This window comes from Pseudomonadota bacterium, from assembly GCA_018817425.1.
Classification (GTDB): Bacteria; Desulfobacterota; Desulfobacteria; order Desulfobacterales; family RPRI01; genus RPRI01.
Window position 1 is genome coordinate 1 of sequence record JAHITX010000079.1, and the last position, 23,190, is coordinate 23,190.

At 36.3% G+C, this 23,190-nt stretch carries 24 protein-coding genes; 8 read left to right on the plus strand and 16 right to left on the minus strand.

What is annotated here, in order from left to right:
• The first annotated feature begins 213 nt into the window (after positions 1–213).
• The gene (murI, locus tag KKC46_13105; GenBank protein MBU1054744.1) at positions 214–999 is read left to right on the plus strand and encodes a glutamate racemase; all 786 of its coding nucleotides are present in this window, start codon (positions 214–216) and stop codon (positions 997–999) included.
• On the opposite strand, the gene KKC46_13110 is transcribed toward murI, so the two are convergent.
• From KKC46_13110 to KKC46_13170, 13 genes are all read right to left on the minus strand, one after another.
• Positions 961–1,941, minus strand: a complete 981-nt coding sequence (locus tag KKC46_13110; GenBank protein MBU1054745.1) for a glycosyltransferase family 9 protein — start codon at positions 1,939–1,941, stop codon at positions 961–963. The two genes, murI and KKC46_13110, sit on opposite strands and share 39 nt — an antisense overlap.
• 103 nt (positions 1,942–2,044) lie before the next feature.
• Positions 2,045–3,013: a hypothetical protein gene (locus tag KKC46_13115; GenBank protein MBU1054746.1), complete on the minus strand. Its 969-nt coding sequence runs from the start codon at positions 3,011–3,013 to the stop codon at positions 2,045–2,047.
• Complete coding sequence (locus KKC46_13120) at positions 2,997–3,602, minus strand: glycogen-binding domain-containing protein (GenBank protein MBU1054747.1); 606 nt, start codon at positions 3,600–3,602, stop codon at positions 2,997–2,999. The genes KKC46_13115 and KKC46_13120 overlap by 17 nt, the downstream gene beginning before the upstream one ends.
• On the minus strand, positions 3,599–4,189 hold the full coding sequence (locus tag KKC46_13125) for an RNA polymerase sigma factor (GenBank protein ID MBU1054748.1): 591 nt from the start codon (positions 4,187–4,189) through the stop codon (positions 3,599–3,601). Before KKC46_13125 ends, KKC46_13120 begins: the two co-directional genes overlap by 4 nt.
• Positions 4,190–4,304: 115 nt before the next feature.
• Entirely contained in the window at positions 4,305–4,655 is a 351-nt protein-coding gene (locus tag KKC46_13130; GenBank protein ID MBU1054749.1) for an isoamylase early set domain-containing protein, read from the minus strand.
• 29 nt (positions 4,656–4,684) lie between these two features.
• Positions 4,685–6,820: a DNA translocase FtsK gene (locus KKC46_13135; GenBank protein MBU1054750.1), complete on the minus strand. Its 2,136-nt coding sequence runs from the start codon at positions 6,818–6,820 to the stop codon at positions 4,685–4,687.
• Between the two features lie 16 nt (positions 6,821–6,836).
• Positions 6,837–8,483, minus strand: a complete 1,647-nt coding sequence (locus KKC46_13140; protein MBU1054751.1) for a ribonuclease J — start codon at positions 8,481–8,483, stop codon at positions 6,837–6,839.
• A gap of 54 nt (positions 8,484–8,537) precedes the next feature.
• Positions 8,538–8,870 carry a hypothetical protein gene (locus tag KKC46_13145; protein ID MBU1054752.1) on the minus strand — a complete coding sequence of 111 codons (333 nt, stop codon included), beginning with the start codon at positions 8,868–8,870 and terminating at the stop codon, positions 8,538–8,540.
• A gap of 218 nt (positions 8,871–9,088) precedes the next feature.
• Complete coding sequence (locus tag KKC46_13150) at positions 9,089–9,976, minus strand: glycosyltransferase family 2 protein (protein ID MBU1054753.1); 888 nt, start codon at positions 9,974–9,976, stop codon at positions 9,089–9,091.
• A gap of 185 nt (positions 9,977–10,161) precedes the next feature.
• Positions 10,162–11,883: a glycosyltransferase family 39 protein gene (locus KKC46_13155; GenBank protein ID MBU1054754.1), complete on the minus strand. Its 1,722-nt coding sequence runs from the start codon at positions 11,881–11,883 to the stop codon at positions 10,162–10,164.
• Between the two features lie 31 nt (positions 11,884–11,914).
• Positions 11,915–13,126 (minus strand): thioredoxin domain-containing protein, encoded by a 1,212-nt coding sequence (locus KKC46_13160; GenBank protein ID MBU1054755.1) that lies wholly within the window; start codon positions 13,124–13,126, stop codon positions 11,915–11,917.
• A gap of 84 nt (positions 13,127–13,210) precedes the next feature.
• Entirely contained in the window at positions 13,211–15,139 is a 1,929-nt protein-coding gene (locus tag KKC46_13165; protein MBU1054756.1) for a tetratricopeptide repeat protein, read from the minus strand.
• 167 nt (positions 15,140–15,306) lie between these two features.
• Positions 15,307–15,663: a prepilin-type N-terminal cleavage/methylation domain-containing protein gene (locus KKC46_13170; protein ID MBU1054757.1), complete on the minus strand. Its 357-nt coding sequence runs from the start codon at positions 15,661–15,663 to the stop codon at positions 15,307–15,309.
• 1,698 nt (positions 15,664–17,361) lie between these two features.
• On the opposite strand from KKC46_13170, the gene KKC46_13175 reads away from it, so the two are divergent.
• The 3 genes from KKC46_13175 (at position 17,362) to KKC46_13185 (ending at position 19,526) form a co-directional block, all read left to right on the plus strand.
• A complete protein-coding gene (locus KKC46_13175; protein MBU1054758.1) occupies positions 17,362–18,120 on the plus strand; it encodes a PEP-CTERM sorting domain-containing protein in 759 nt (252 codons plus the stop codon).
• 308 nt (positions 18,121–18,428) lie between these two features.
• Positions 18,429–18,593 (plus strand): PEP-CTERM sorting domain-containing protein, encoded by a 165-nt coding sequence (locus KKC46_13180; protein MBU1054759.1) that lies wholly within the window; start codon positions 18,429–18,431, stop codon positions 18,591–18,593.
• 762 nt (positions 18,594–19,355) lie between these two features.
• Positions 19,356–19,526 carry a PEP-CTERM sorting domain-containing protein gene (locus KKC46_13185; protein ID MBU1054760.1) on the plus strand — a complete coding sequence of 57 codons (171 nt, stop codon included), beginning with the start codon at positions 19,356–19,358 and terminating at the stop codon, positions 19,524–19,526.
• A gap of 275 nt (positions 19,527–19,801) precedes the next feature.
• Here KKC46_13185 and KKC46_13190 read toward each other — a convergent pair whose 3' ends face one another.
• A complete protein-coding gene (locus KKC46_13190; protein ID MBU1054761.1) occupies positions 19,802–20,092 on the minus strand; it encodes a hypothetical protein in 291 nt (96 codons plus the stop codon).
• A gap of 180 nt (positions 20,093–20,272) precedes the next feature.
• On the opposite strand from KKC46_13190, the gene KKC46_13195 reads away from it, so the two are divergent.
• Together KKC46_13195 and KKC46_13200 are read left to right on the plus strand one after the other, a co-directional pair.
• Positions 20,273–20,557: a BrnT family toxin gene (locus KKC46_13195; protein MBU1054762.1), complete on the plus strand. Its 285-nt coding sequence runs from the start codon at positions 20,273–20,275 to the stop codon at positions 20,555–20,557.
• Complete coding sequence (locus tag KKC46_13200; GenBank protein MBU1054763.1) at positions 20,538–20,843, plus strand: hypothetical protein; 306 nt, start codon at positions 20,538–20,540, stop codon at positions 20,841–20,843. Before KKC46_13195 ends, KKC46_13200 begins: the two co-directional genes overlap by 20 nt.
• A 64-nt stretch (positions 20,844–20,907) precedes the next feature.
• Here the strand turns inward: KKC46_13200 and KKC46_13205 are convergent, their stop codons facing one another.
• Positions 20,908–21,054, minus strand: coding sequence for a hypothetical protein (locus KKC46_13205; protein ID MBU1054764.1), 147 nt, complete (start codon positions 21,052–21,054; stop codon positions 20,908–20,910).
• Positions 21,055–21,460: 406 nt separating this feature from the next.
• Between KKC46_13205 and KKC46_13210 the strand changes: the two genes are divergently transcribed.
• Both KKC46_13210 and KKC46_13215 read left to right on the plus strand, forming a co-directional pair.
• Entirely contained in the window at positions 21,461–21,793 is a 333-nt protein-coding gene (locus tag KKC46_13210) for a HEPN domain-containing protein (GenBank protein MBU1054765.1), read from the plus strand.
• A complete protein-coding gene (locus KKC46_13215) occupies positions 21,760–22,089 on the plus strand; it encodes a nucleotidyltransferase domain-containing protein (protein MBU1054766.1) in 330 nt (109 codons plus the stop codon). Before KKC46_13210 ends, KKC46_13215 begins: the two co-directional genes overlap by 34 nt.
• Before the next feature lie 550 nt (positions 22,090–22,639).
• On the opposite strand, the gene KKC46_13220 is transcribed toward KKC46_13215, so the two are convergent.
• On the minus strand, positions 22,640–23,080 hold the full coding sequence (locus tag KKC46_13220; protein ID MBU1054767.1) for a nucleotidyltransferase: 441 nt from the start codon (positions 23,078–23,080) through the stop codon (positions 22,640–22,642).
• Between the last annotated feature and the right edge of the window lie 110 nt (positions 23,081–23,190).

The following is a 23,190-nucleotide window of genomic DNA, read 5'->3' on the forward strand; positions in this document are numbered from 1 at the left end:
CAGTTTCAAAACGCCCCATTTTGGCCGATCTCTGCGTTGGGCTCAAATTTCAATCCTCGAAATACTAAATGTATTCCTGTGGTTGAAATTTTCTCCCGCCTTGAGCTTGACCAAACTGAAACGTTTTGAAAGTGGCTCATTTATTAAACTTATTTTAAGTTTATGAGCCCATAAAATAAAAATCAATATAAAAGGTAGTTGGTAATATAAAAAATGATAGGAATTTTTGATTCAGGAATTGGCGGGTTAACAGTAGTTAAAGCAGTAATGGAAAAAATTCCAAGTTATGATATTATATATTTTGGCGATACCGCCCGAACACCATACGGTAGCAAGAGTTCCGAAACTGTAATTCAATATGCTATAGAAGATACTAAGTTTTTATTAAACAATGGGGCTAAAGTAATTGTTGTGGCTTGCAATACAGCTTCAAGTGTTGCAACCGAGACTATAGTGAATAATTTTGACGTTCCGGTTTTTGAGGTTATTACTCCTGCTGTGGAGCTTGCTATTGAATCTTCCGGAAAAATGTCTATAGGTGTTATCGGAACAAGAGCAACAATCAAAAGCAGTATATATGAGAAAAAAATTAAGGCTGTAAATACTGCGGCCAGAGTTTATTCGGTTGCTTGTCCTCTTCTTGTGCCACTGGTTGAAGAAGGCTGGATAAATAAGCCTGAAACGGCAATGATAGTAAAAAAATATCTTCATTCCCTTAAAGTAAAACAGATAGATACTCTGATTCTTGGATGTACGCATTATCCGCTTTTAAAACATATTATTTCCCGAAAAATCGGAAAGAGAGTAAATATAATTGATTCTTCTATAGGAGTTGCAAATAAACTGGAAATTTATCTCAAAGAACATCCTGATGTTGACAACCGTTTGGGCAAAAACGGAAAAACAAAAATATTCGTATCTGATATAACTGAACAGTTTGGAAAAACGGCAAAAGCAACACTAAGAAACAGTGTTGTGCTTGAGCAGATCAAGATATAATGTGTCTATAACAGTTTCAGGTGTTATATCGCTTAGGCATTTAATTTCTTTGCAGTCTGATTTTCCGGTTTCAAAGCATGGCACGCAGTCAGTTTGAGATTGGATAACTTTAACAAAGCGACCAAACGGCTTCCACCTTTTTGGGTCTGAAGGCCCGAATATCACAATTGCAGGAATCCCCATAAATGCTGCAAGATGGCTTATCCCTGAATCATTTCCGATAAATCCGCTGCTTTGTTTCAATAATGGTAAAAGTTCCAACAGTTTTGCAGGAGTGTGAATTATGCTGTTTGAAGGAAGATGTTTCTTGAAATATTTTCCAAGATCATATTCCGCCGGGCCAATTATAATTTCAGAACATATTTTTTTTGATTCAAGATTTCTGCAAACCTTTATAAAATTTGAAGCCGGCCAGTTTTTTCTTGTGCTTCCTGATCCCGGATGCATTATTATTTTAGAGCCGTTTTCTTGTGCTTTTGTATTTCCAATCTCTTTTTTCAGATAATCATGATATTCTTTTTCAGGCAGATTCTCATTATCTATCAGGTTGTATTGCGCAAGAAGTTTTAAGATGTAGTTTAAAATATGAATTTGCTGATTTGCATCAGGACGTGGAGGTATACGGTATATTCTTTTTTGAATAATACTGCTTATGGTTTTTCCTAGTTCATTGGAATAAGAAAAAAGAATAATTTCATCGTATGAGCTAAGGATTTTTGATGCAACCGGGTTAACATTATCTGAAAATAATGAAGAAAAGAATGTGGCTTGAACCGGATAGGTTTTATCTGTTAATTTAAGTAAGCAGGCTAATTCTCCTATGCTTTTATTGCAGATTGCATCAATTTGTTTAAAATTTTCTTTAAGTTTTATTATTGCAGGAAACAGAGAAACGATATCTCCAATTGCTCCCTGGTGGATGAATAAAAGATTTTTTTGCATAATTTATTATAAATAAAAAGCAGTGCATGTCCAAACAATTAATTTTATAGCTTTTGGGTGGTTAGATATATAATTAGAGAAAGGGTTTTTAACTTGATGTTTTTCAGCGGCCTCTTCCTCCGCCTCCACCACTGCGTCCGCCACCAAAACTACCGCCACCAAAACTACCGCCACCAAAACTACCGCCACCGGAACTACCGCCACCGGAACTACCACTGCCGGAACTTTCAAAACGGCTGTCATTGTTTCGCATTCCCATAGGCTGCATATTATTATTCGGAAAATCATCATATACACGGCTTGGGTTGGGGTGTAATTCGCGGATACCCATTTTGCTGTGAGCTTGCTGAACCGTTTGCTTGCCGTTTATTACTTTAAGTGCTTCAGAAGTAATTTTAGGATTTTCAATTTTATTTGCTTTGGCAGCTTTGATCATCATGGATAGCTCAAGAGGAAAGCTGTGAAAATGATTATGTTCAATACCTGAAGAAGCGATATGGCCGGCCTCTTCGGGGTTCAGACCGGACTGTTTTGCAACTGCATAAAAGGTCATTGCTTCAAGTTTTTGTTTGGAAGAAGCTGACTTCCAGGATGTATAAAGACTGTTCATTTCAGTTTCAGTTAATCCGGCAGATAGCAATTCGCTAATCCTGGCATTTATCCGGTTTCTTTCCGGGGGTGTAGAGGTTTCGCGGTTATGAGGTTCACCTTCGGTCAGTTTGTTGACAAAGCGCAATTGATGTAAAGTCTTGCCTAAGGCTGCATCAATTCTTTGTGCATCAACATTTTTAGCCACTCCTTCTTCAATTTTGTTAACCATTACCGATGCAGGAAGTTCTTCCTGAGTGGCTGTGCGTATCTGTTTAATCCAGCGTATTTTATTTTCATTACGTAATTTATGCCTGTTGGCGGCAGACAATATTCGGCCCAGGCTTTCATCATCTACACCCGCAGACTTTGCCAGGCGAATCTCGTTATCAAGCATAGTATTATCTTCGGCACATACGTACCAGGGTACGATGAGCAAAAACAGGATAAACAGTAATAAACTATATCTAAGTTTGGTTTTCATCTGAATATCCGTTACTAATTGTTAGGATGGAGTTTCGGGTTCCAAAACCGTCATCCTGCTCCCACAATGCGCGGGGGTCAGCAATGATTTTATTATCGTCAACAACAAAAGCATAAGTGTGGCGACCGGGTTGTATCTTAACGGAAAGTTGCCATGTGCCATCTGTCGGGTTTTTTTGCATATGATAATGTTCCGGTTGCCAGTGATTAAATGACCCAATAACTGCCACTGTTGTGGCTGATGGGTAATCTAAAATAAAGTTAACAGTTTTGATGTTGGCCGTTTTTGAGTTTGCAGTAAGAGGATAATCTGTGTGAGATATCCAAATTGTTTTATACACAAATAGAAGACCTACTATTAATATTATAGTACCGGCTGCATGAAGTGGGCGAATGGAAATAACTGTGAAAGGAGCTATTAGAAGACGTAAAATTTTTTGCCATAAGCTAACCTGTTTAGGCGAAATTCGCTGCATAACCGCTTGCGTAAAGTTACCTGGCGGTTCTTCATCCGGCAGGCCGGCAATCATGCCGGTTAGATAATTTATGTCAGAATTTTTATTTAAATCTATGTCTTTCATATTTTTCAATTGTCCTGTTTTCCTTTGGATACCTGCTTAATGGCAGAAAAAGACGATTGAAACAGATCACGCAGCTTTTCTAACCCTCTGCTTATACGCATTTTTGCACCACTTGTAGAAACCCCGAGAGCCTTGCCGATATCTCCCATCGGCAAACCTTCATGGTACCTCAATATCAATGCTTCCCTGTAATTATGGGGCAATTGATTCAGACAGTTTTTCAAACGCCTTGTATCCATTGAGACTATAATCCGATCTTCTGCATAAGTCTTTTCTTCCGGACAGTTTTCCATCAACCGGCCGACTTCTTCCGCATGTTTTGTGGCGTGTTTTTGTTTGCGCCAGCTGTCCCGGGCTAAATTTAACGCAATTGCGTACAGCCAGGGGAAAAAACTTTCACTTAGTCTGAATTTTTCAAGATTTTTATATGCTTTTAAAAATGTTTCCTGAGCCAGGTCTGCAGCATCTTCCCTGCTGCCTGTCATGCGAAACAAAAGGTTGAAAATCGGGCGCTTATACCGGTTTACCAGAATAGCGTATTCTTGTGCATTTCCATCCAGTATGGATTTTATCAGCAGGGTTTCTTTCAAATTCAGTACTCACGCCAGAGAAAAACATTTCACAGTTTAAAATTATTTTACACTCCACAATATATACGTTGTTTAATGAATATTGGTCACATTCAGGTTTTTTGATAATGAGCGATAATTCTTAATTAACTATAATCACTGAATTTTGTCTGTCGAAACCGTCAGTTTCTGTAAAAAGAGCATTTGGATCAAGCACCCATTGCCGGCTGTTAATGATAAATGCATAGCGATGGGTTCCGTGTGGGAGAATCAATTGGATTGACCATACCCCGTTTTGCTTATCAAGGCAGTGAGTATTTTGTGACCATTTATTAAAATCACCGGCAAGACAAACCGATTGAGCCTGACCTTCATATTTAAACAGCATAGTATGGGTATGATATTTCGCGACAAGAAATGCGATACTGCTGCAACCGCTAATCGTCATTATAATAATAAGTATAAAGATCCTTAAACAGATAGATCCAGTCATAATTTTCCATTATTTGTTGATAACAAAGATCACAGCCGATTTGCAAGTACTTCTCTGGGTTTAACGCCGTCTGAAGGTCCTACGACGCCTTCTTTTTCCATGACTTCGATTATACGGGCCGCCCTGTTATAACCTATGCGCAAATGCCTTTGTACCATTGATATCGACGCATGGCCGGTTTTTGTAACAAGTGCCACTGCGTCGTCATATCTTTCGTCGTATTCGGTTTCCTCATCACCGGATTCGTCAGCTGTTCGTGCTTCCGTAATTTTTTCGTCATACTCCGGCTTTTTTTGTTTCTTTAAAAATTCTGTTATTTTTGTTATTTCAGCCTCGGATATATATGCTCCGTGTATTCTCTGAATCCTTGAAGTTCCGGGTGGCATAAAAAGCATATCGCCGTTACCTAAAAGATTTTCAGCACCATTGGCATCTAATATGGTTCTCGAATCCGTTTTAGAAGAGACCTGAAAGGAAAGACGGGTAGGAAAATTTGCCTTTATTATGCCGGTTAATACGTTTACAGAAGGTCTTTGAGTGGCAAGAATCAGGTGAATTCCCGCAGCTCTTGCCATTTGGGCGATGCGGGTTAAAGAAACTTCCACATCACGCGAAGCTACCATCATCATATCAGCAAGTTCGTCAATAATAATAACGATGAGAGGGAGTTTTTCAAGATCTTCCCCTTTTTCATTTTTTTCTCCTTTGGCAACTTTATGCTGATACTGATTTATATTTCTTGCATGACTTTCCGAAAGAATAATATATCTTCTTTCCATTTCATTAACAGCCCAGAATAGGGCATTTGTAGCTTTTTTGATATCTGTAACAACCGGAGTAATAAGATGAGGAATACCATCATACATGGAAAGCTCAATTCTTTTAGGATCGACCATAAGAAGTTTAATCTCATCGGGAGTAGATTTATACAAAAGACTGCATATCATGGTGTTTAAAGCAACACTTTTCCCCGAACCTGTTGCACCTGCAATCAGCAGATGGGGCATTTTGTCAAGCTCTGCTACAACGGGGTTTCCTATTTTATCTTTTCCCAAGCAAATTGTAAGTTTTGATTTGGATTTATCAAAAGCGCTTGAAACTACTACTTCCTTGAATTTAACTATTTCTCTGTCAGCATTTGGTATTTCAATACCGACTACTGCCTTTCCTGGAATCGGTGCTTCTATTCTTATGCTTGTAGCCCGAAGCGCAAGAGATAGATCGTCTGTAAGATTTACGATTTTATTTATCTTTACACCCGGAGCCGGTTCATATTCAAAAGTTGTAATTACAGGACCCGGAGTAACCGCTACAACTTTACCGTTTACACCAAAATCTTCCAGTTTCTTTTCCAAAAGCTTTGACTGCATTTTAAGGTTTTCAGCATTAATACCAGCCGATCTTGCCAAAGGATTGTCCAGAAAACTTACGGAAGGCAGTGCAAATTCATTGGCATCACGCATGAAATCAAACACATCTTGTTTTGGAACAGGAATTTGTTTAACGGGTTTTCTCTTTATAGACTTTATCTCTATTTCATGCTCGTTTTCACCGCTTTGTTCGGCTTTTATTCTTAAACGTTTTTTAGTTTTTTCCTTTCGTTCTTTGCGTAATACTGCCTGTGTTTTTAAGCGTTCTGCAGCAATTAAACATATATTCCATGATCGTTTCAAAGTACTTATTATTGAAAGGCCGGTGGCAAAAATAAAGCCTATCGCCAGAGAAAGAACAAGGATAATAACTGATCCGGTGATATTGGAGTATTTTACAAGAAAGGATTTTAAAAAAATTCCTATTATCCCGCCTGATGGGAATTCACTCCCTAATATTAAAAAACTGTTTTCATGAAATGATAGCAGACTGGCTGATGCTATTGTAAGAATGAGTCCGCCTGCAATTATGTAGATAATTATCTGCTTTGTATAAGCGCTGAAAAATCTTATGCTGACAAGAAGAATAGTTACGGGAATAAAAAATGAAGCTATTCCAAAAAGAGTAATAAAAGCATCAGCGATATAGGAACCTATAACACCAAATAGATTATGTACTTCACCGACGGTTTTTAAATTATTAACAGACGGATCATAAGGGCTGTATGACAAAAGACTTATTAAAGTAAAAATGACAAGAAAAAACAGAAAGATTCCTATTAGTTCCTTCCTCATATTTGTTGTCCTATTTTTATAGTTCTATAATAAAGAGAAGTATAACAGGCCTGCGTTTAATTGCAAAATTAAAATATTTTCTTAATGCGCTCTGAACGCCGGATTTTATTTTACTGATCCTGTCATCTACGCCGGGCGTTATGTCATCAACTATTTCAAGAATAACGCATTTAGCGTCTTCAAGCAGGTGTCCTGTTTCAGTTTCAAAAACAAACCCTTTTGAAACTATTTCAGGCCCGTATATAATAATGCCTGTTTCTTCGTCAAAGGCCATATTAACAACTACAAGCCCTTCTTCAGAAAGCAATCTTCTTTCTTTGAGAACACTTCTTCCGACATCACCAATGCCTTTTCCATCGATAAGAATTCGACCGGTTGTAATAGATTCTTTAATCTTTCCGCCTTTTTCATCAAACTCAATTACCTGACCATTTTCTGCAAGCAAAATATTTTCCCTCTTTATTCCTACTTCTGCTGCAAGGCGGGCATGAAGAGACATGTGCCTGTATTCGCCATGTATCGGAATAAAATATTTTGGTTTTGTAAGTGTTATCATTAATTTCAGTTCTTCTTTGAAAGCATGACCGGATACATGGATATTCGATATTTTTTCATATATTACATCCGCTCCGCGTTTATAAAGCTTGTTTATGATATTAGTAATTGCTCTTTCATTGCCGGGGATAAACTTGGAAGAAAGAATCATGGTATCGTTCTTTTTTACACTTATCTGCTTGTGCGCACCGGTAGCCATACGTGCAAGGGCAGACAGGGGCTCACCCTGGCTGCCTGTAGTAATCATAATTATTTCATCGTCCGGAAAATCGTTTATCTGGTTTATATCGATTTCAATCCCATCTTTAACTTTAAGAAAGCCGAGCTTTTTTGCTATGCTGACGCTGATTTCTATACTTCTGCCATTAAAAATAATCTTTTTATCCCTTGCTTCTGCAATATGAACAATCTGCTGGATTCTTGCGATATTGGAGGCAAAAAGAGCGATTATTATTCTACCCGTGCATCCTGCTGTTATCCTGGCAATTGTTTCGCCTATCTCTTTTGCGGAAATAGTATAGCCTTCTTTTTCAATATTTGTTGAATCTGAAAGCAGACATAAAACTCCTTCATTTCCGCAGCGTGCAAAACTATGCACATCTGTTATCATTCCTTCCATTGTATAACTGATTTTAAAATCGCCAGTATGAACAATAAGGCCCAAAGGAGTTCTGATTGCAAGCCCAACACCATCAACTACACTGTGGCCTACTTTAATAAATTCAATTTCAAATGGTCCAAGTTTTAGTTTTTCTTGGGATGAGATTTCGTACAACAATGCGGAAGAAAGCAGAGAATGCTCCTCAAGCCTGTGCCGGACAAGGCCTAAAGTAAACGAGGTTCCAAAAACAGGCACATTTATATCTTTGAGCAAATAAGGAAGTGCCCCGATATGGTCTTCATGAGCGTGAGTCAAAACTACTCCAAGTATCCTGGATTTATTTTGTCTAAGATAGGATATATCAGGAATTACAAAATCGACTCCAAGCATGTAATCTTCAGGGAACATGAGGCCGGCATCGACTACAAATATTGAATCACCATATTCAAAGGCCATCATGTTTAGGCCGATTTCCCCCAACCCTCCAAGAGGAATAATTTTTAGCATTTTAATATTTCCTGTGGGTAGTCTTTTTTTGAGTCCATCATAGTTAAATTTATATTAAACTGAGATTTCAAGCTTATTTAACATATCATCTATATACCCGATAAGCCAGTTTCTCTGCTTCTCAGTGGCATAATCGATACAACTACATGAAATTCTGATTCTTGTACGCACCAGAAGCTCAATTGATATCAGTTTATCTTCAAGGCTGATAATAAAAAAAAACGGTTGACAATTAATATGCGCTGCCTGTTCTTTGGCTAAAAATTTCTCATCAATAGGCAGCCAGTAAATTCCCAAAATATCAGAAGCCTCAAGGTTTTCATCAAGATATGTCTTTATCTTTTCATAGTCACTGTGTCTTAGTTCATCAATTACATATTGTTTCATCAATAGTTCCAGATTTTGCTAATCGATTTGCCCAGCATATTTTTCAACCTGACAGGGTATTTATTTTATCGAAGTTAAATACACTAATATAGCATAAAAGGTCAATACAGAAATTATTATGTAATAACGGCTAATAAATTGATATATATTATTATACGAACAATGAAGTTATTATATGAAATGCAGGCTGTTTTTTTAATTGATGAGCTGTATTGGTGTTATTGATTTGAAATCGGCAGGTGGGTTTCTTCTTGTCCCTCATGTCTCATTTGGCATATTTGTTCGGATACAAGTCCCATCATGAAGATAATGATTGAACTCATTAAAAGAAGAGCGCTCATATTCGTAAACCTATTATGAACCGATAAAGTATATATGGAATTTGACAATCCAAGCAGAAAAATAACAAAACTTACAGGAAGAAAAATTCTTAACGGAGAATAAAGAGTGCAAATTTTTGCTATGATCATAAAAAACCTGACCCCGTCTTTATAAAACTTAATACTGCTTTTACCTGTTTTTCTTTCCTTTATTTCTATAGGAACATATTTAACCGCCCAGCCGCTTCTTAAAACGCTTAAGGTAAGAGTTGTCGGATACGAGTAGGTATTTGGAATAAGATTTAAAAAGTTTCTTGCTATCTTTGATTTTATAGCCCGGAACCCTGATGTGAGATCTTTAATATAAAATTTTGCTACATAAGAGGCCAGCCAGTTATAAAAACTGTTTCCTATAGCTCTTCCAAAAGATGCATGATTTTTTATGTTTCTTGCACCAACCACCATGTCATAATCCGGCATATATTTTACTAAGACTGCTATATCCGCCGGGTCATGCTGTCCGTCACCATCCATAAATACTAATATATCTCCTGATGCTACCCTCATTCCGCTTTTGATGGCTGCACCATTGCCAATATTATAAGGATGGCTGTAAACAATAGCACCGGCTTTTTCGGCAAGTTGTGCGCTATTATCAGTTGAACCATCATTAATAACGATAACTTCATAATCAGGATAAAGATCTTGTATCTTATTGATAAGACCTACTATTATTTCCGCTTCATTAAAAACCGGTACTATGACTGAAACTTTGTTTGGGTGCATTATTTTATATCCTGTAAAAGTTTAGTAAGTAGCTTGAATTTGAATATAATGCCTTAAATTTATGAAAATATCAAATACTTTACCATACTTATTACAGCAAACCAACTTAAAGGAAATAAACGTACAAGGTGGTAATTTGTAAATTTGGACAATAGGGCAGATAAACAGAGAGATCTATTGTACGATTAAGGTGTTAACTCAAACAGCCCATACCCGCTTTTAGAAAATACAAGCGCTGTGTTTTCATTAAAAAACTTTTCTATCAATACCTTTTCTCTATCACTAAAATTGTTATTTAACCACCAGTTAAAAAGATTGTACCCTATAAGAAGATGGGTTATTCTTTTTTTCTTCATATCATATATTATCCCATCCGAAGATTTGACAGAACTTTTTAAAAGATTCTCACCAAATATTACATTCTTGTTGCTGTAATAGCGGCGATTACCTAAAAACAGGCATAGAATTTTTGCGTTATTTGGAAGATTATTGTTTGCGTATTTAAATGCCGGATATTCCGAACAGTAACGTTCAATATATTCATCCCGGCTTACTTTTCCGCTTAAATATCCAAATGGTTTTACATAATCAAACTGTTTGATGATATATAGTACATTGCTGAAAACAATTACACCTATAAAGACAATAAGGCAATATTGGTATATTCTTCTTGAGAAAAAAGAGAAACGGGTGCTTAAAGATAAAAATATATTATGAAGTCCCATGGCTGATAGTATAATAAGAGGCGGAATAACAGGAGCAATATATCTTATTCTCATGTCGATTTTAAAAAAAGCAAACAGAATATATAAAATTGAAAAAGAAAGAAGCATTGTTTTTTCAATTTTTATTGATTTATCGTCTTTCTTAAAAGCTATGAATGCAAAAAAAGGTAATATCAATAAAAACGGAGATAATTTTCCATCAAAATGTATTGGCTCTCCGTCTTCTCCTTCAAAAAATATTCTTAAAGGAATAAGAAGTATTTTTGTTAATGATTCATGATATATTACTTTCCTTGTTGCAAAATGGCTCCATTTCTTGCTTTTGATTTTATTTTTTTCTTTATTAAGTAAATTATTATTATATGGTTTTTGTATAATTGGTTTTGTATCAAGCTTTTTAAAAAAATTATTATAAAGCGGATATACAGGATTTTTTGTCCAGATGTAATTTCTTGCCATCCAGGGTGAAAAAACCAGAAGAGAAACAATAATAAATATAATGCCAAAATACATTACTTTAAAGGATTTGGCTGATTCCGGTTTGTTTTCACCGTGATCGTAAGTTCTTATATATGCAAAGACAACAAATACGGATAAGAGGAAAAAAACAATAATGGCATTATATTTTGTACCAAGAGCAAGTCCGCAAAAAAGCGCTGAAACAATGAGATGTTTAATCCTGAAATCAGATTCAATCCACTTAAATAGAAATATTATTGATGCTGTTGAAAAAAAGATAAGTCCTAAATCAACATAAGCAGTTATTGAAAGCTTTACAATTACAGGAATAGATAAAAAGAAGATAGCTCCAAAAAGCGCATAGGTCTTATTAATGCGTTTTTTTAAATATCTGTAAATAAGTAATGCCGTAAGCAATCCGAAGATAAAATGGATATATTTTGGAGCGATATCATTTCCAAAATAAAGAGGGATAAGATATAAGAGATCAAGATTCATTGGATAATATGAAAATTTCAGTGATGGAATTTCATATATACTGCCATGATTTAAATAAAGTTTTGGAACAGCGAGATGATGAGTCAGAGCATCTCTGCTCACGGGTGGAACCGATGAAAGTATTAATATAGCGATAATAATAGCAGCCGCAAATACTGCAAGTATGATATTTGCAGTTAAGAATGAAGGTGCAATTTCTTTATTATGTAATTCGCTATAATGCATAACAGTCCATCATTTAAGTACCTTATTTGGTTTACTTTATATATTTTACTAAAATATCCGCCGGAATCTCGCCAAGATATAGTTTGCCGTTAATGACATATGCCGGAGTTCCTGTAATTCCAAGCTTTAAACCATCTTTGATATCAAGCCAGAGAGTACGCCTTATTTGATTATCATATTTTGCTGCTGCAAGCTCTTTTGAATCCAGACCGGTTGTTTCGGCAAGTTTATAAAGATCAATTTGCTTTTCTTTCTTATTGACATTGAACAACGCATCATTCATTTCCCAGAAATTTCCTTTTGATGCTGCATATATTGAAAGAATAGCCATGTCACCTGACCCTATATGAAAAGGTTCTTTTACCAGTGGATTGTAGTTGTTGTCCATCGGATAGTTTTTATGGATGAGTCTTATTTTATCCGAATTTTTTTCTACGATACGACGAAGGAAAAAATGCATTTTATTGCATTGGAAACACAGATAATCAGTGTACTCTGTTATTATAAGTTCCGGGTTTTGTGAGGCTCCGATCCATGGGTGACCGTCTTTTGTTATTCCTTTTGAAACATTTGCAGAAAGAGGAGGGGGAATAAGATTCCAGTAAGTTGGGAAAAACATATAAACTGAAACAACAAGTGCTGTAAAAGGAACAAATAAAGATAAAAATATTTTTTTCTTTTTTGCAATTAACAGAAAATCCCGCTTAATCCCGTTAACAATTCTTTCTTTTTTCCCGAACCTTCTGATTATAAGCCACGAATAATAAACTAGTAAAAAATTTATTCCATAGCTTATTATACACATTATGCAATAGCTATGAATATAGACTGTCGAAATCACAGCAAGGATAATACTAATAATACTATACAAAATAGATACAGCAAAAAACAGATGCCAGATACGCTTTTTTTCTGCATCAAAATGATGTGCAAAGGGCAAAAGTAATATGCAAAAGCAATAACTGAAGATTCCCCATACGGCAACAGGCATGCCTAGTAATACTGAATAAGGACTCTGTGAAACAGTATCACAATTAATTGCTTTAGATATTGCACAAAAACTTTCATATCCTATATCCGTATAAACAAGATAATGATGCCACGCAAGATAAACGGAATCGAAAATACCTGCAAGTAATAAAAAAGCTATAATCCAGAAGTAAATGTAAAATGGTAAAGATTTTATTTCGGGTGTTTTTGAAAAATCAGAGTTTTGAGGATGTCTGTTTTTTGTGAGATACATTTTAATAACCTACACTAAATTAAAATCTACAGTTGAAGATTACATTAATCTATAATCCTGACTTAATATATATAAAATTTAATTTTATTGGGATTGGTTTGTTTTTCGGTTCAAAAGCAAGTCAAGATTAGTTTTTGCAGCCTCGTCATCAGGATTTATGCGCAAAGCTTCTTTGAAAAGAATGGCCGCTTCATCAAATTTGCCAATTTTTGTAAGCACAGAGCCAAGTCCATTGAATGCCTTTGTATGCTGAGAATCCAGTTGAATGGCTTTTTGATAATATTCGGCGGCTTTTTTAAAGTCTCCTCTTATTAAAAATAAGTTGCCCATATTGTTATATACATCGGCCGATTTAGGATTTGACGCCAATGCTTTGCTATAATGCTCTGCTGCCTCTTCATACTTTCCTAATAAAATCAGGGCTCGGCCTAAATAGAAATGCGCATAAAAATGATCAGGTTTAATAGAAAGAACTTTCTTGTAATGGGCGATTGCCTCATTAGCTTTACCAAGACTAAACAATTCATAACCCAAATTCATACGAGCTGAAACATAATTTGGGTTTATGGCCAATGCCATTTGATATTGTGTAATTGCTTCAAAAGGCTGGCCCTTCTCAGCAAGTGCAATACCTAAATTATTGTGCGGTCGCGACTTGTTGGGTGATTTGCTGGTGCTGTCCTGCCAAAACGTAATTGCATCTTTCCAGACATTATTTCTTTGATGTGACCAGACCGAAAAAATCAGCACTACACTCACTAAAAAAATATATGCCAGGCGTCCTGATTTCATTGCTCTGAATATCAAATATACCACTGCCAAGCTTATAAACATAGATGAGAGGTACAGGCGGTGTTCAAATATAATCTCAAGGCCAATAACAGAAGACTCAATCAACAAGTTTCCTATAAACCAAAATATGCCAAAAGAGAGAATTTTTTCTTTTTTGGCATATTTAATAGATAATAATAATACACTCATAATCAATCCCATGGACAATAGGGTGGATATGGGATCAAGCAGCGATGACGAAATTGGGAAATCATGTTCCAGGCTGAGCCTGGAAGGATGGGGATAGATCAGCAGGCCAACATAAAAAATCACAACCCTGAACTGAGTATATATTCGCTGTGTCATGGTAAAATCACGTTTGGCGTAAAAAGATAATATACGATGAATCGGATTTTCACCTAAGTAAATAAAACTCAGCAATCCAATAAACAGAATAACTATTATAAATATCACTATATTGCGCCTTAGCCATGCAAAGCTAAGGTTTTGGAAAAAATACCACTCATAAAGCAAAATAAAAACCGGCAGCATGGCTGCAATCTCCTTTGACCCCATGGCCAAAAGTCCTGAAATCAGGCAGCCTGCAAAAAAGAGCCGGCAGTCTTTTTTATTGATTTGAGCTATACGCCCTTTTGCATAAAAGAAAACAGACAGTATGAAAAACATGGCAGCCAAGCTGGTCATGCGCTGAACAATATATGTCACAGCCTGAGTGTGAACCGGGTGAACCATCCATAAAAGCGAAGCCATAAACGGAACCCAGTTTATTGAAACGGAACCGGTTTGTCCGGGATTATAAATGTGATTGCTCACTTGTTGTTTTGTCAGGACAGAATCTGTATTTGACTTCATGCATTCTATAGGATCTTCTCTTGCAGAAAGGATTATGGTAATTCTGAATAGATAGAACAGAACAATTGCTGTCATCAAATGAATGGAAATATTAACTAAGTGATATCCCCATACCTGATAACCTCCCAAATAATAATTAAGGGCAAAACTGATATTGGCTACAGGACGCGTGGGAAGGTTGCTCTTGAACGCTGCATCTGATAGGTTTTGAAAAGATAGTTCATTTAAGCGAATAAAGGAATTATTGACGATATTATCTTTATCATCAAAAACAAAAGGAGAATGAAGAGTGTTCGAATACACAATCGTGTTAATGACCAGTAAGCCCAGGCATACAATCCAACTGTGCCAATATTTATTTCTTCGCATCTTTGTTCATCTGTCCTGAAAATCGGGCTGGGGCTACTTCAGCAAAGGGGATTTGCTTTAATTTCGGTTTAATGTTCCACGTAATAGTCTTCTCCCTTTTTTGTTAGCCAAAAAAAAGGGAGAAGACCTCTGATCTTCTCCCTCCGGGGAATTTTTGAAAAACAAATTTATAAGGTCTTAGAAGTAGTATCAAATCTCGGGCATCTGCCAGATGTGTCTGTTACCGTAACTTTATAAGAGTTGGTTCCAACTGTTGAAATATCAAAAGTGTTACTATTGCTCAATGTAAGAGTAACTATCCCAACAGAGGAGTTACTAACAGTCTGATTGTCCGGGTTAGAGAAGTAATCGGCAATTGCGCCCATGACGGTCTGAACATCAGACTCGGCTCCGGAGCAGTATGCTTTGTCCCTGTATGAGATAAAGTTAGGGATGGCTATTGCTGCCAGAATACCGATAATTGCGATAACGATCATAAGTTCGATAAGTGTAAAACCTTTTTTGCCTCTTAATTTTTGAATCATTTTTCTGTCTCCTTTTTATTATGTTTTTAATTAAACTGACGTTGTTAATTTTTTAGAGTATAAAACCATTTTAATATTTTGATCTGCATACCCCCTTTATGTTTTTGTTAAAATAATTGAACCGAATGGTTTATTTAAATGATAAATATCTTGAATATGTGTAAAGCAAAGAACATACCATTGCTGTTGTTTTTTTCCTGGAAATTATAATAAGCTAATATTACTATAGAAATAATACAATATTTAAGGATGAGATTTATTAGTTATAAGAATATTTGACAATTTTTGTTAAAATCAAAACAAAAATTGTCAGCAAGTGTATAGTACCTGAGAAGAAATCACAAAAAAATAAAATATCAATTTATTGAGCCACTTTCAAGTTATAAACCCAGGAACTTATGAGCTGTTTTGACCGTAAACCGAAAACCGAAAACTGTCAACCGCTTTTCCTCCAGTGTAACCGCATTTAGGATTTATCTAACACTACAAAAGTAAACCAAGGGTAATCGATATTGGTATATATATCAGGAATACCAATAGATTCCCCCTTAGAAAAGGGGGATTAAGGGGGTTGTGTGTGCAACTATAACCCGCAAATAAACGCTTTATATAACAGCTTTAGGACAAAACAACCCCCTGGCCCCCTTTTAAGGGGAAATTTTGAGTAAGGGGCTTTCTTTAGAGCCAGTTTCAAAACGCCCCATTTTGGCCGATCTCTGCGTTGGGTTCAAATTTCAATCCTCGAAATACTTAATGTATTCCTGTGGTTGAAATTTTCTCCCGCCTTGAGCTTGACCAAACTGAAACGTTTTGAAAGTGGCTCTTTATTAAAAGAGAATTTTTTGAGTGATGGAGGGTTTCACCATAAAAAGAGAATTCATGAGCAGTGGGCGCTCTTTATTTAGGAAAAAATTACAAGGATTTAACTTTATTAAATTGGACTGAATATATTAATCCAAATGCGTTTACCCTGGCTTTTCTCCGCTTTTCCCCGTCAACCGTCAACCGTGAACCGTAAACCGCTTTTCCCCGTCAACCGCTTTTATGTCGGATTTCTTTACAATTTCAAAGCCACGTAATTCATGCTATAACTATTTAATTTATAATGAATAATGCTATACTTAATACCATCAAATTCCTTTTTAAGCCCAAAAAGCGTCGGGTTTCTTTACAAAAACAGCTAAAATACTATCTAACATATTATTATATATACAGTTCATGGTTTTTATGGTGCCTATTACTTATAATACCTGAATATTGAACTTTTTCCATTTTCAACTTATAAGCTTTTTTAGTTTAACCTAAAACCGTGACCCCTTAAGACCCATATTCAATATTCATTTATTTCAATAAACTTAAAAAGATATGAACTCATTTTAACCGTCAACTGTAAACCGTGAACCGCTTTTTAACCGTGAACCATGAACCTTTTTTAACCGTAAACCGTGAACCGTAAACCGTTTTATTACCGTCGCTTTTCTTTACAATTTTATATCCCGAAAAATATTTAATTATATTTGCCCTACATAGCGATACAGGTACCGATATATTTATAAATTTATAATATATAGTATATTTAGTAAGATATAACAAATTATAAAAGTATATTAATTTCAAAATTATGAATCAGGCACATTCTTTGCTTACAATGTATTACAAAAACGAAATCAATATAATTTCAACGATGGGGAGGAATAAATGAAAAATCTGAAAATAATTTTAATTTTAGCAGTATTTTTGATTGTATCTATTTCAAGTGCATTTGCCGAAAACATTACTATTTTTGATAGCAACGTATATGGTAGTGCAAGTAGCTGGTATAATCGTGGAGATAACCCAGGTGAAGATCAGGAAGTAGAGTATTATTGTATTGGAACTCAGGCTTGGGATTTAGAAGGATTTTTTTTAAATGGTAATACCTTAAGTATGGTAGGTGGCTTTAATTTTGATGATGGAGTTTACGCAGGTGGTCGTACTTATAAGTCAGGCGATATCTTTATTGATATAAATGGATTAGATAATGGATATGAATATGCTATTAAGTTAAACTTGGATAATAACTCTTCGGACTATTTGAAATATTATGTTTATACAATTGTTGCTGGAACTTTAAACGATGTTACGTATGTAACGACATCCAATCCATGGACTTATACTCCAGTTGTGGGTGAATTAGTAACTGGGGCTGGGGGTGATTTCACTCTTGGCAAGAATACTAATTACACTATGGTCTACGATTATTCAACGCTTACCGGTGGTACACACTATATATTAGACGGAATTGATTTATCTTTCCTTGGTGGGGGAACAACTTTTACATCACATTTTACTATGGAGTGCGGTAACGATAATCTTATGGGAAGTGGTACTACAGTTCCCGAACCAGCCACACTTCTCCTTCTCGGCTTCGGTCTGGTAGGACTTGCAGGTGCAGGCAGAAAGTTTAAGAAAGAGTAGAAAAGCGGTTCACGGTTCACGGTTCACGGTTGAAAAGCGGTTGACAGTTGACGATAAAAGAAAGCTAAGAAAATAATTTAATAACAAAAAGGCAGGGTCTAAACCGGCTCTGCTTTTTTTATTTCTCAGGCAAGGCAGGAGAAATTTCAACCAGGAATACATTAAGTATTTCGAGGTTAGCGCTTATGCTTCACTACGTGTCACTTCATGCGAAATTTGAGCCCAACGCAGAGGTCGGCCAAAATGGGGTGTTTTGAAACTGGCTCAGTATGATTTAGAATTTCAACAAACAACGGAGAATATAATCTATGAAAACCTTAAAAATAATTTTAATTTTGGCAGTATTTTTGATTATTTCCACATCAACTGCATTAGCCATGCCTAGTATTACTGTTCCTGAACCTGCAAGTATTATACTGCTTGGTGTCGGGCTGGTAGGGTTAATTATCTCCGGGAATAAATTCAAGAAATAGATTTAAAGCGGTTCTCCATTGACGTTTGAAAACGGTTGCCGGTTGACAGTTCACGGTTGACGGTAACGGTAAAGGAAAATTAAAAAAATAATTCAACAACAAAAAGGCAGAGTCTAAACCGGCTCTGCCTTTTTTTATTTTAATTAATATTTATCTCTCACAGAGTACACTGAGATCTCAGGGTTTGTATTATAACCATTGCCACCTGCAAATAGTCTTTTAACTATCGAGCCAGTTTCAAAACGCCCCATTTTGGCCGATCTCTGCGTTGGGCTCAAATTTCAATCCTCGAAATACTCAATGTATTCCTGTGGTTGAAATTTGCTCCCGCCTTGAGCTTAACCAAACTGAAACGTTTTGAAAGTGGCTCTATCAATTTTATATATTATGCGCTTTCGGTTGGGTTCCGGTATCTTTTTAAGCGCTTTTGATTTTGATAAAGAAACACGGGCGTATTGCAATACGCCCCTACGCTATAAACCGTTTTTCTTCATGAAATGCAAACCAGCAACTGTTTTTCACCGTCGGTTTTCTTTACAATTTTAATTTATAAAAAAACATATTGATCTTTTCTCTGCATAGCGATATAAATATCAAGATAACTGTATTTATTTATAATCAATATGTTTAATTGGTTAGTTATAGTATCAAATTTTTAACCCCCAACACTCCATATTTGGTATATTTATTGCTTATATTAATTATGATGGTAAGGTTAGCGTTACGAATTATAATTTCAACACATAATGGAGAATATAATCTATGAAAACCTTAAAAGTAATTTTATTTTTAGCTGTATCTTTGATTATTTCCACATCATCTGCATTAGCCGATTTTGGGCTTCCTACTCCTGTTCCTGAACCTGCAAGCATTATACTTCTTGGTGTCGGCATCGTAGGGTTAATTGTCTCAGGTAAAAAATTCAAGAAATAGTATAAAAACGGTTGCCGGTTGACAGTAAAAGAAAATTAAAAAAATAATTCAACAACAAAAAGGCAGGGCCTAAACCGGCTCTGCCTTTTTTATCTCCCTGAAACTGATGCCTTCATGGACTTAAAAACTTATGAGCTTTTTCTTTTTTGCAGCTATCTGCGAACCCTTTTAATACCTGGATATTTTCCCCAGGGTAACCACATTTAGCTTTTTCATACAAACTGTTTAGCTTTATATACTGTTTTCAGACAGGATTAACAGGATGGACAGGATTTTTACCTGCCGGCCGGAAGCCGGACAGGCAATAAGCCATTGCCTGAAGCTATAGAAAAAAGAAGCAAAAATGCCTGACCCGCAAAATCACCTATGCACTTACCACCAGACTCCGCGAAGCGGATGCATGCTTCGGGCCGCTCTTTCCGGAGCGGTCTGAAATACTTCCTGTTAATCCTGTAAATCCTGTCCGATATTTTTTTTACGGCTATTTTTATCTTCCGGATTTCGGAATATCTTTGTGATCTCTGAGTACTCTGTGAGTGATTTCCTCGTAAACCTCTTTTCCCCATTAACTGTGAACCGCAAACCGACAACGGCTTTTAACCGTCAACTGTTTTCAACTTATGCATTATTCTTTCCCTGTACAGGTTAAAGTAATGCAGGTTAAAGAAATTTGCCTTTAACCTGAAATCCTGATACCATAAATTTAAACTTTTTGTTAATAACGTTGACTGTATTCCGAGGAGTCAATGAAACTCATATTTGAATGGGACGAAGTTAAGGCGAAAATCAATCTTAAAAAGCACAAAATTAGTTTTGAAGAGGGTAAAACTGTTTTCAATGATCCCTTACTCTTCACTTTCCCTGATGATGTGCATTCTTCGACAGAGGAGCGTTTTATTAGTATTGGCCTTTCTGCAAATGGACTCGTTTTGGTTTTGATACATACTCCAAAACAGAATAAAATACGTATTATCAGTTGCAGAAAAGCTACAACACGGGAAAGGAAATTCTATGAAGAAAGCAGTCTCTAAAACAAAACCGGATAAGGAAGAAATGAAATCAGAATATGATTTTTCAAGCATGAAGGGCGCTGTACGCGGAAAATACTATAAAGCATATCGTGCCGGTCACAAAGTAGTTATTCAAAAAGAGGACGGCACTACCGCAGTCCAATATTTTAAACTCGAAGACGGTGCAGTTATGTTAGAGCCGGATGTTAGAAAGTATTTTTCAGATTCGGAATCGGTTAACAAGGCGCTTAGATCTTTAATAGCAAGCATTTCGTCCAAAAGACAACCATCTGATTATACAAAATAAGCTGTTGTGCGGATAAACAGTTGCTGCAAGTGTTCTACATAACATATTGGTTCATAAAGATTTTTCAGACAGGATTAACAGGATGGACAGGATTTTTACCTTCCGGCCGGAAGCCGGGCAGCAATAAACCATTGCCTGAAGCTATGGAGACAACAGGCAAAAACGCCTGAACCGCAAAATCACCTATAGCACTTACCACCAGATTCCGCAAAGCGGATACATGCTTCGGGCCGCTCTTCCGGAGCGGTCTGAAAAATATCCTGTTTATCCTGTAAATCCTGTCCGATATTTTCTTTAAGGCTATTTCTTATTTTCCAAAATCCTGGTAGATCTTCGTGCTCTCTGTGAACTCTGTAAGTGATTTCTTTACAAACCTCTTTTACCGTCAACCGTAAACTGAAAAGCTCCAATTGCTTTTTTCCGTCGGTTTCCTTGATAATTTTATATTATAGGAATTTATAGAGTATCACGCTGTTTTTCCCATTGACTTATAAAACTAATCTCTCTATTATTTAGCCGTGTTTATTAATAAAATTATAGCGTTGTAAAAAATCTATGGATAATGTTGCAAAAAATTGGATCGCCACATCCAACTATGATATCGAAACTGCGAAGCCATGTATGAGACAGGCAGATATATCTATGTTGTATTCATGTGCCACCTTGCTATGGAAAAAATGCTTAAAGCTATATTGGCAATTAAATATCCCGACAACATACCTCCTAAAATTCATAACCTGATTAATCTTGCACAAAGAGCCGAAATAACACCCCCTGCTAATCTGAAGGATTTTTTTCAAAGAATAGATAATGTCAGTATAGTCACGCGTTATCCTGAAGATTTAAAAACACTAACAAAAGAGTTTGATAAAGATACAGCCAAACTTATTCTGGCCGATACAAAAAGGATGATAAAATGGCTAAAACTTCAGTTAAAATACGCCGTATAATCAAACTGTATATAGAAAATTTACAGGAAATAGGCGTACCTGTTCAGAAGGTGTATTTGTTCGGCTCCCAGACCGGCCTTAATGCAAGCATTGAAAGCGATATAGATCTGGTTGTTGTATCACCTCTTTTTGAAAAGAAGAGTCTCTGGGACAGAGCAGGATATCTGGGAAGGGCTGCATGGAATATACAATACCCACTTGATATCCTCGGCTTTGCACCATCACAGGTTAGAAAAGCAAAACCAGGAACATTGCTGAATCACATAATTAAAAACGGTATTGAAATTACAAACTGATTAACATGCTCTTTATTTCCGCACACAGGCAAGGCTGGTTATGAATCAGCTCCTGCTCTTCTTGTTCTTCTGATTTATGATCTCCTTTCTATTTCCAGCATAGCACACAGAGGTCTCAGGGTTTTTGCTTTGTCGTTAGTAAAGTTTTTAGACAGGATTAACAGGATGGACAGGATTTTTACCTTCCGGCCGGAAGCCGGGCAGCAATAAACCATTGCCTGAAGCTATGGAGAAAAGAGGCAAAAATACCTGACCTACAAAACCACCTCTGTACTTACCACCAGATTCCGCAAAGCGGATGCATGCTTCAGGCCGCTCTACCGGAGCGGTCTGAAAAACATCCTGTTAATCCTGTTAATCCTGTCCGATATTTTTTTTAAGGCTATCCTTTATTTTCCAAAATTCTGGTAGATCTTCCTGCTCTCTGTGTACTCTGTGAATGATTTCTTCGCAAACCGCTTTCACCGTCAACCGTAAACTGTAAACTGATATCTGCTTTTCCCCGTCAATTGTTAAATGTCTTCTCCCTTGCGGCCAGTTACACCATATTTCAAGGCAGGTTTTCAAAATCGTCTAAATCTTTATGCCTTCCACTCGATTTCTTATTAATCTTCAATTGTTTCAAATTAATGATATTTACTTCAATTCCATCTATTTCATCGACAATCTTTTGCTTAAAGCACTCCTCAAAATTAACACCGGAAATCGTTGTTAATATTTCAATCCGTATAGGAGCAATACCCATGCGTATAATACTGTTCTTTTTAAGGAACAGTTCTTTTGATAATTGGGGTGTATCAAAACCGAATTCTTTTAAAGCCAAAACCATTTGCTCCGCAGTTTCAGGATCTATCGCTATCCAAATATCCATATCATTTGTTGCTCGTGGATATCCATGATAGCCAACAGCATATCCACCAATCAACAAGTATCTGATATGTTTAATCTTGAGTATATTCAAGAACTCTTTGAAGTCTGGAGGTAGCAGCATGTCCATAATTAATCCTTCTTAATACTTCAATATGTCGCATTCTTTCAATTGGAGTCCTGGCAAACCAATAGTTCTTGTCATCCGATTGATCTGATAATGACACAACTGAG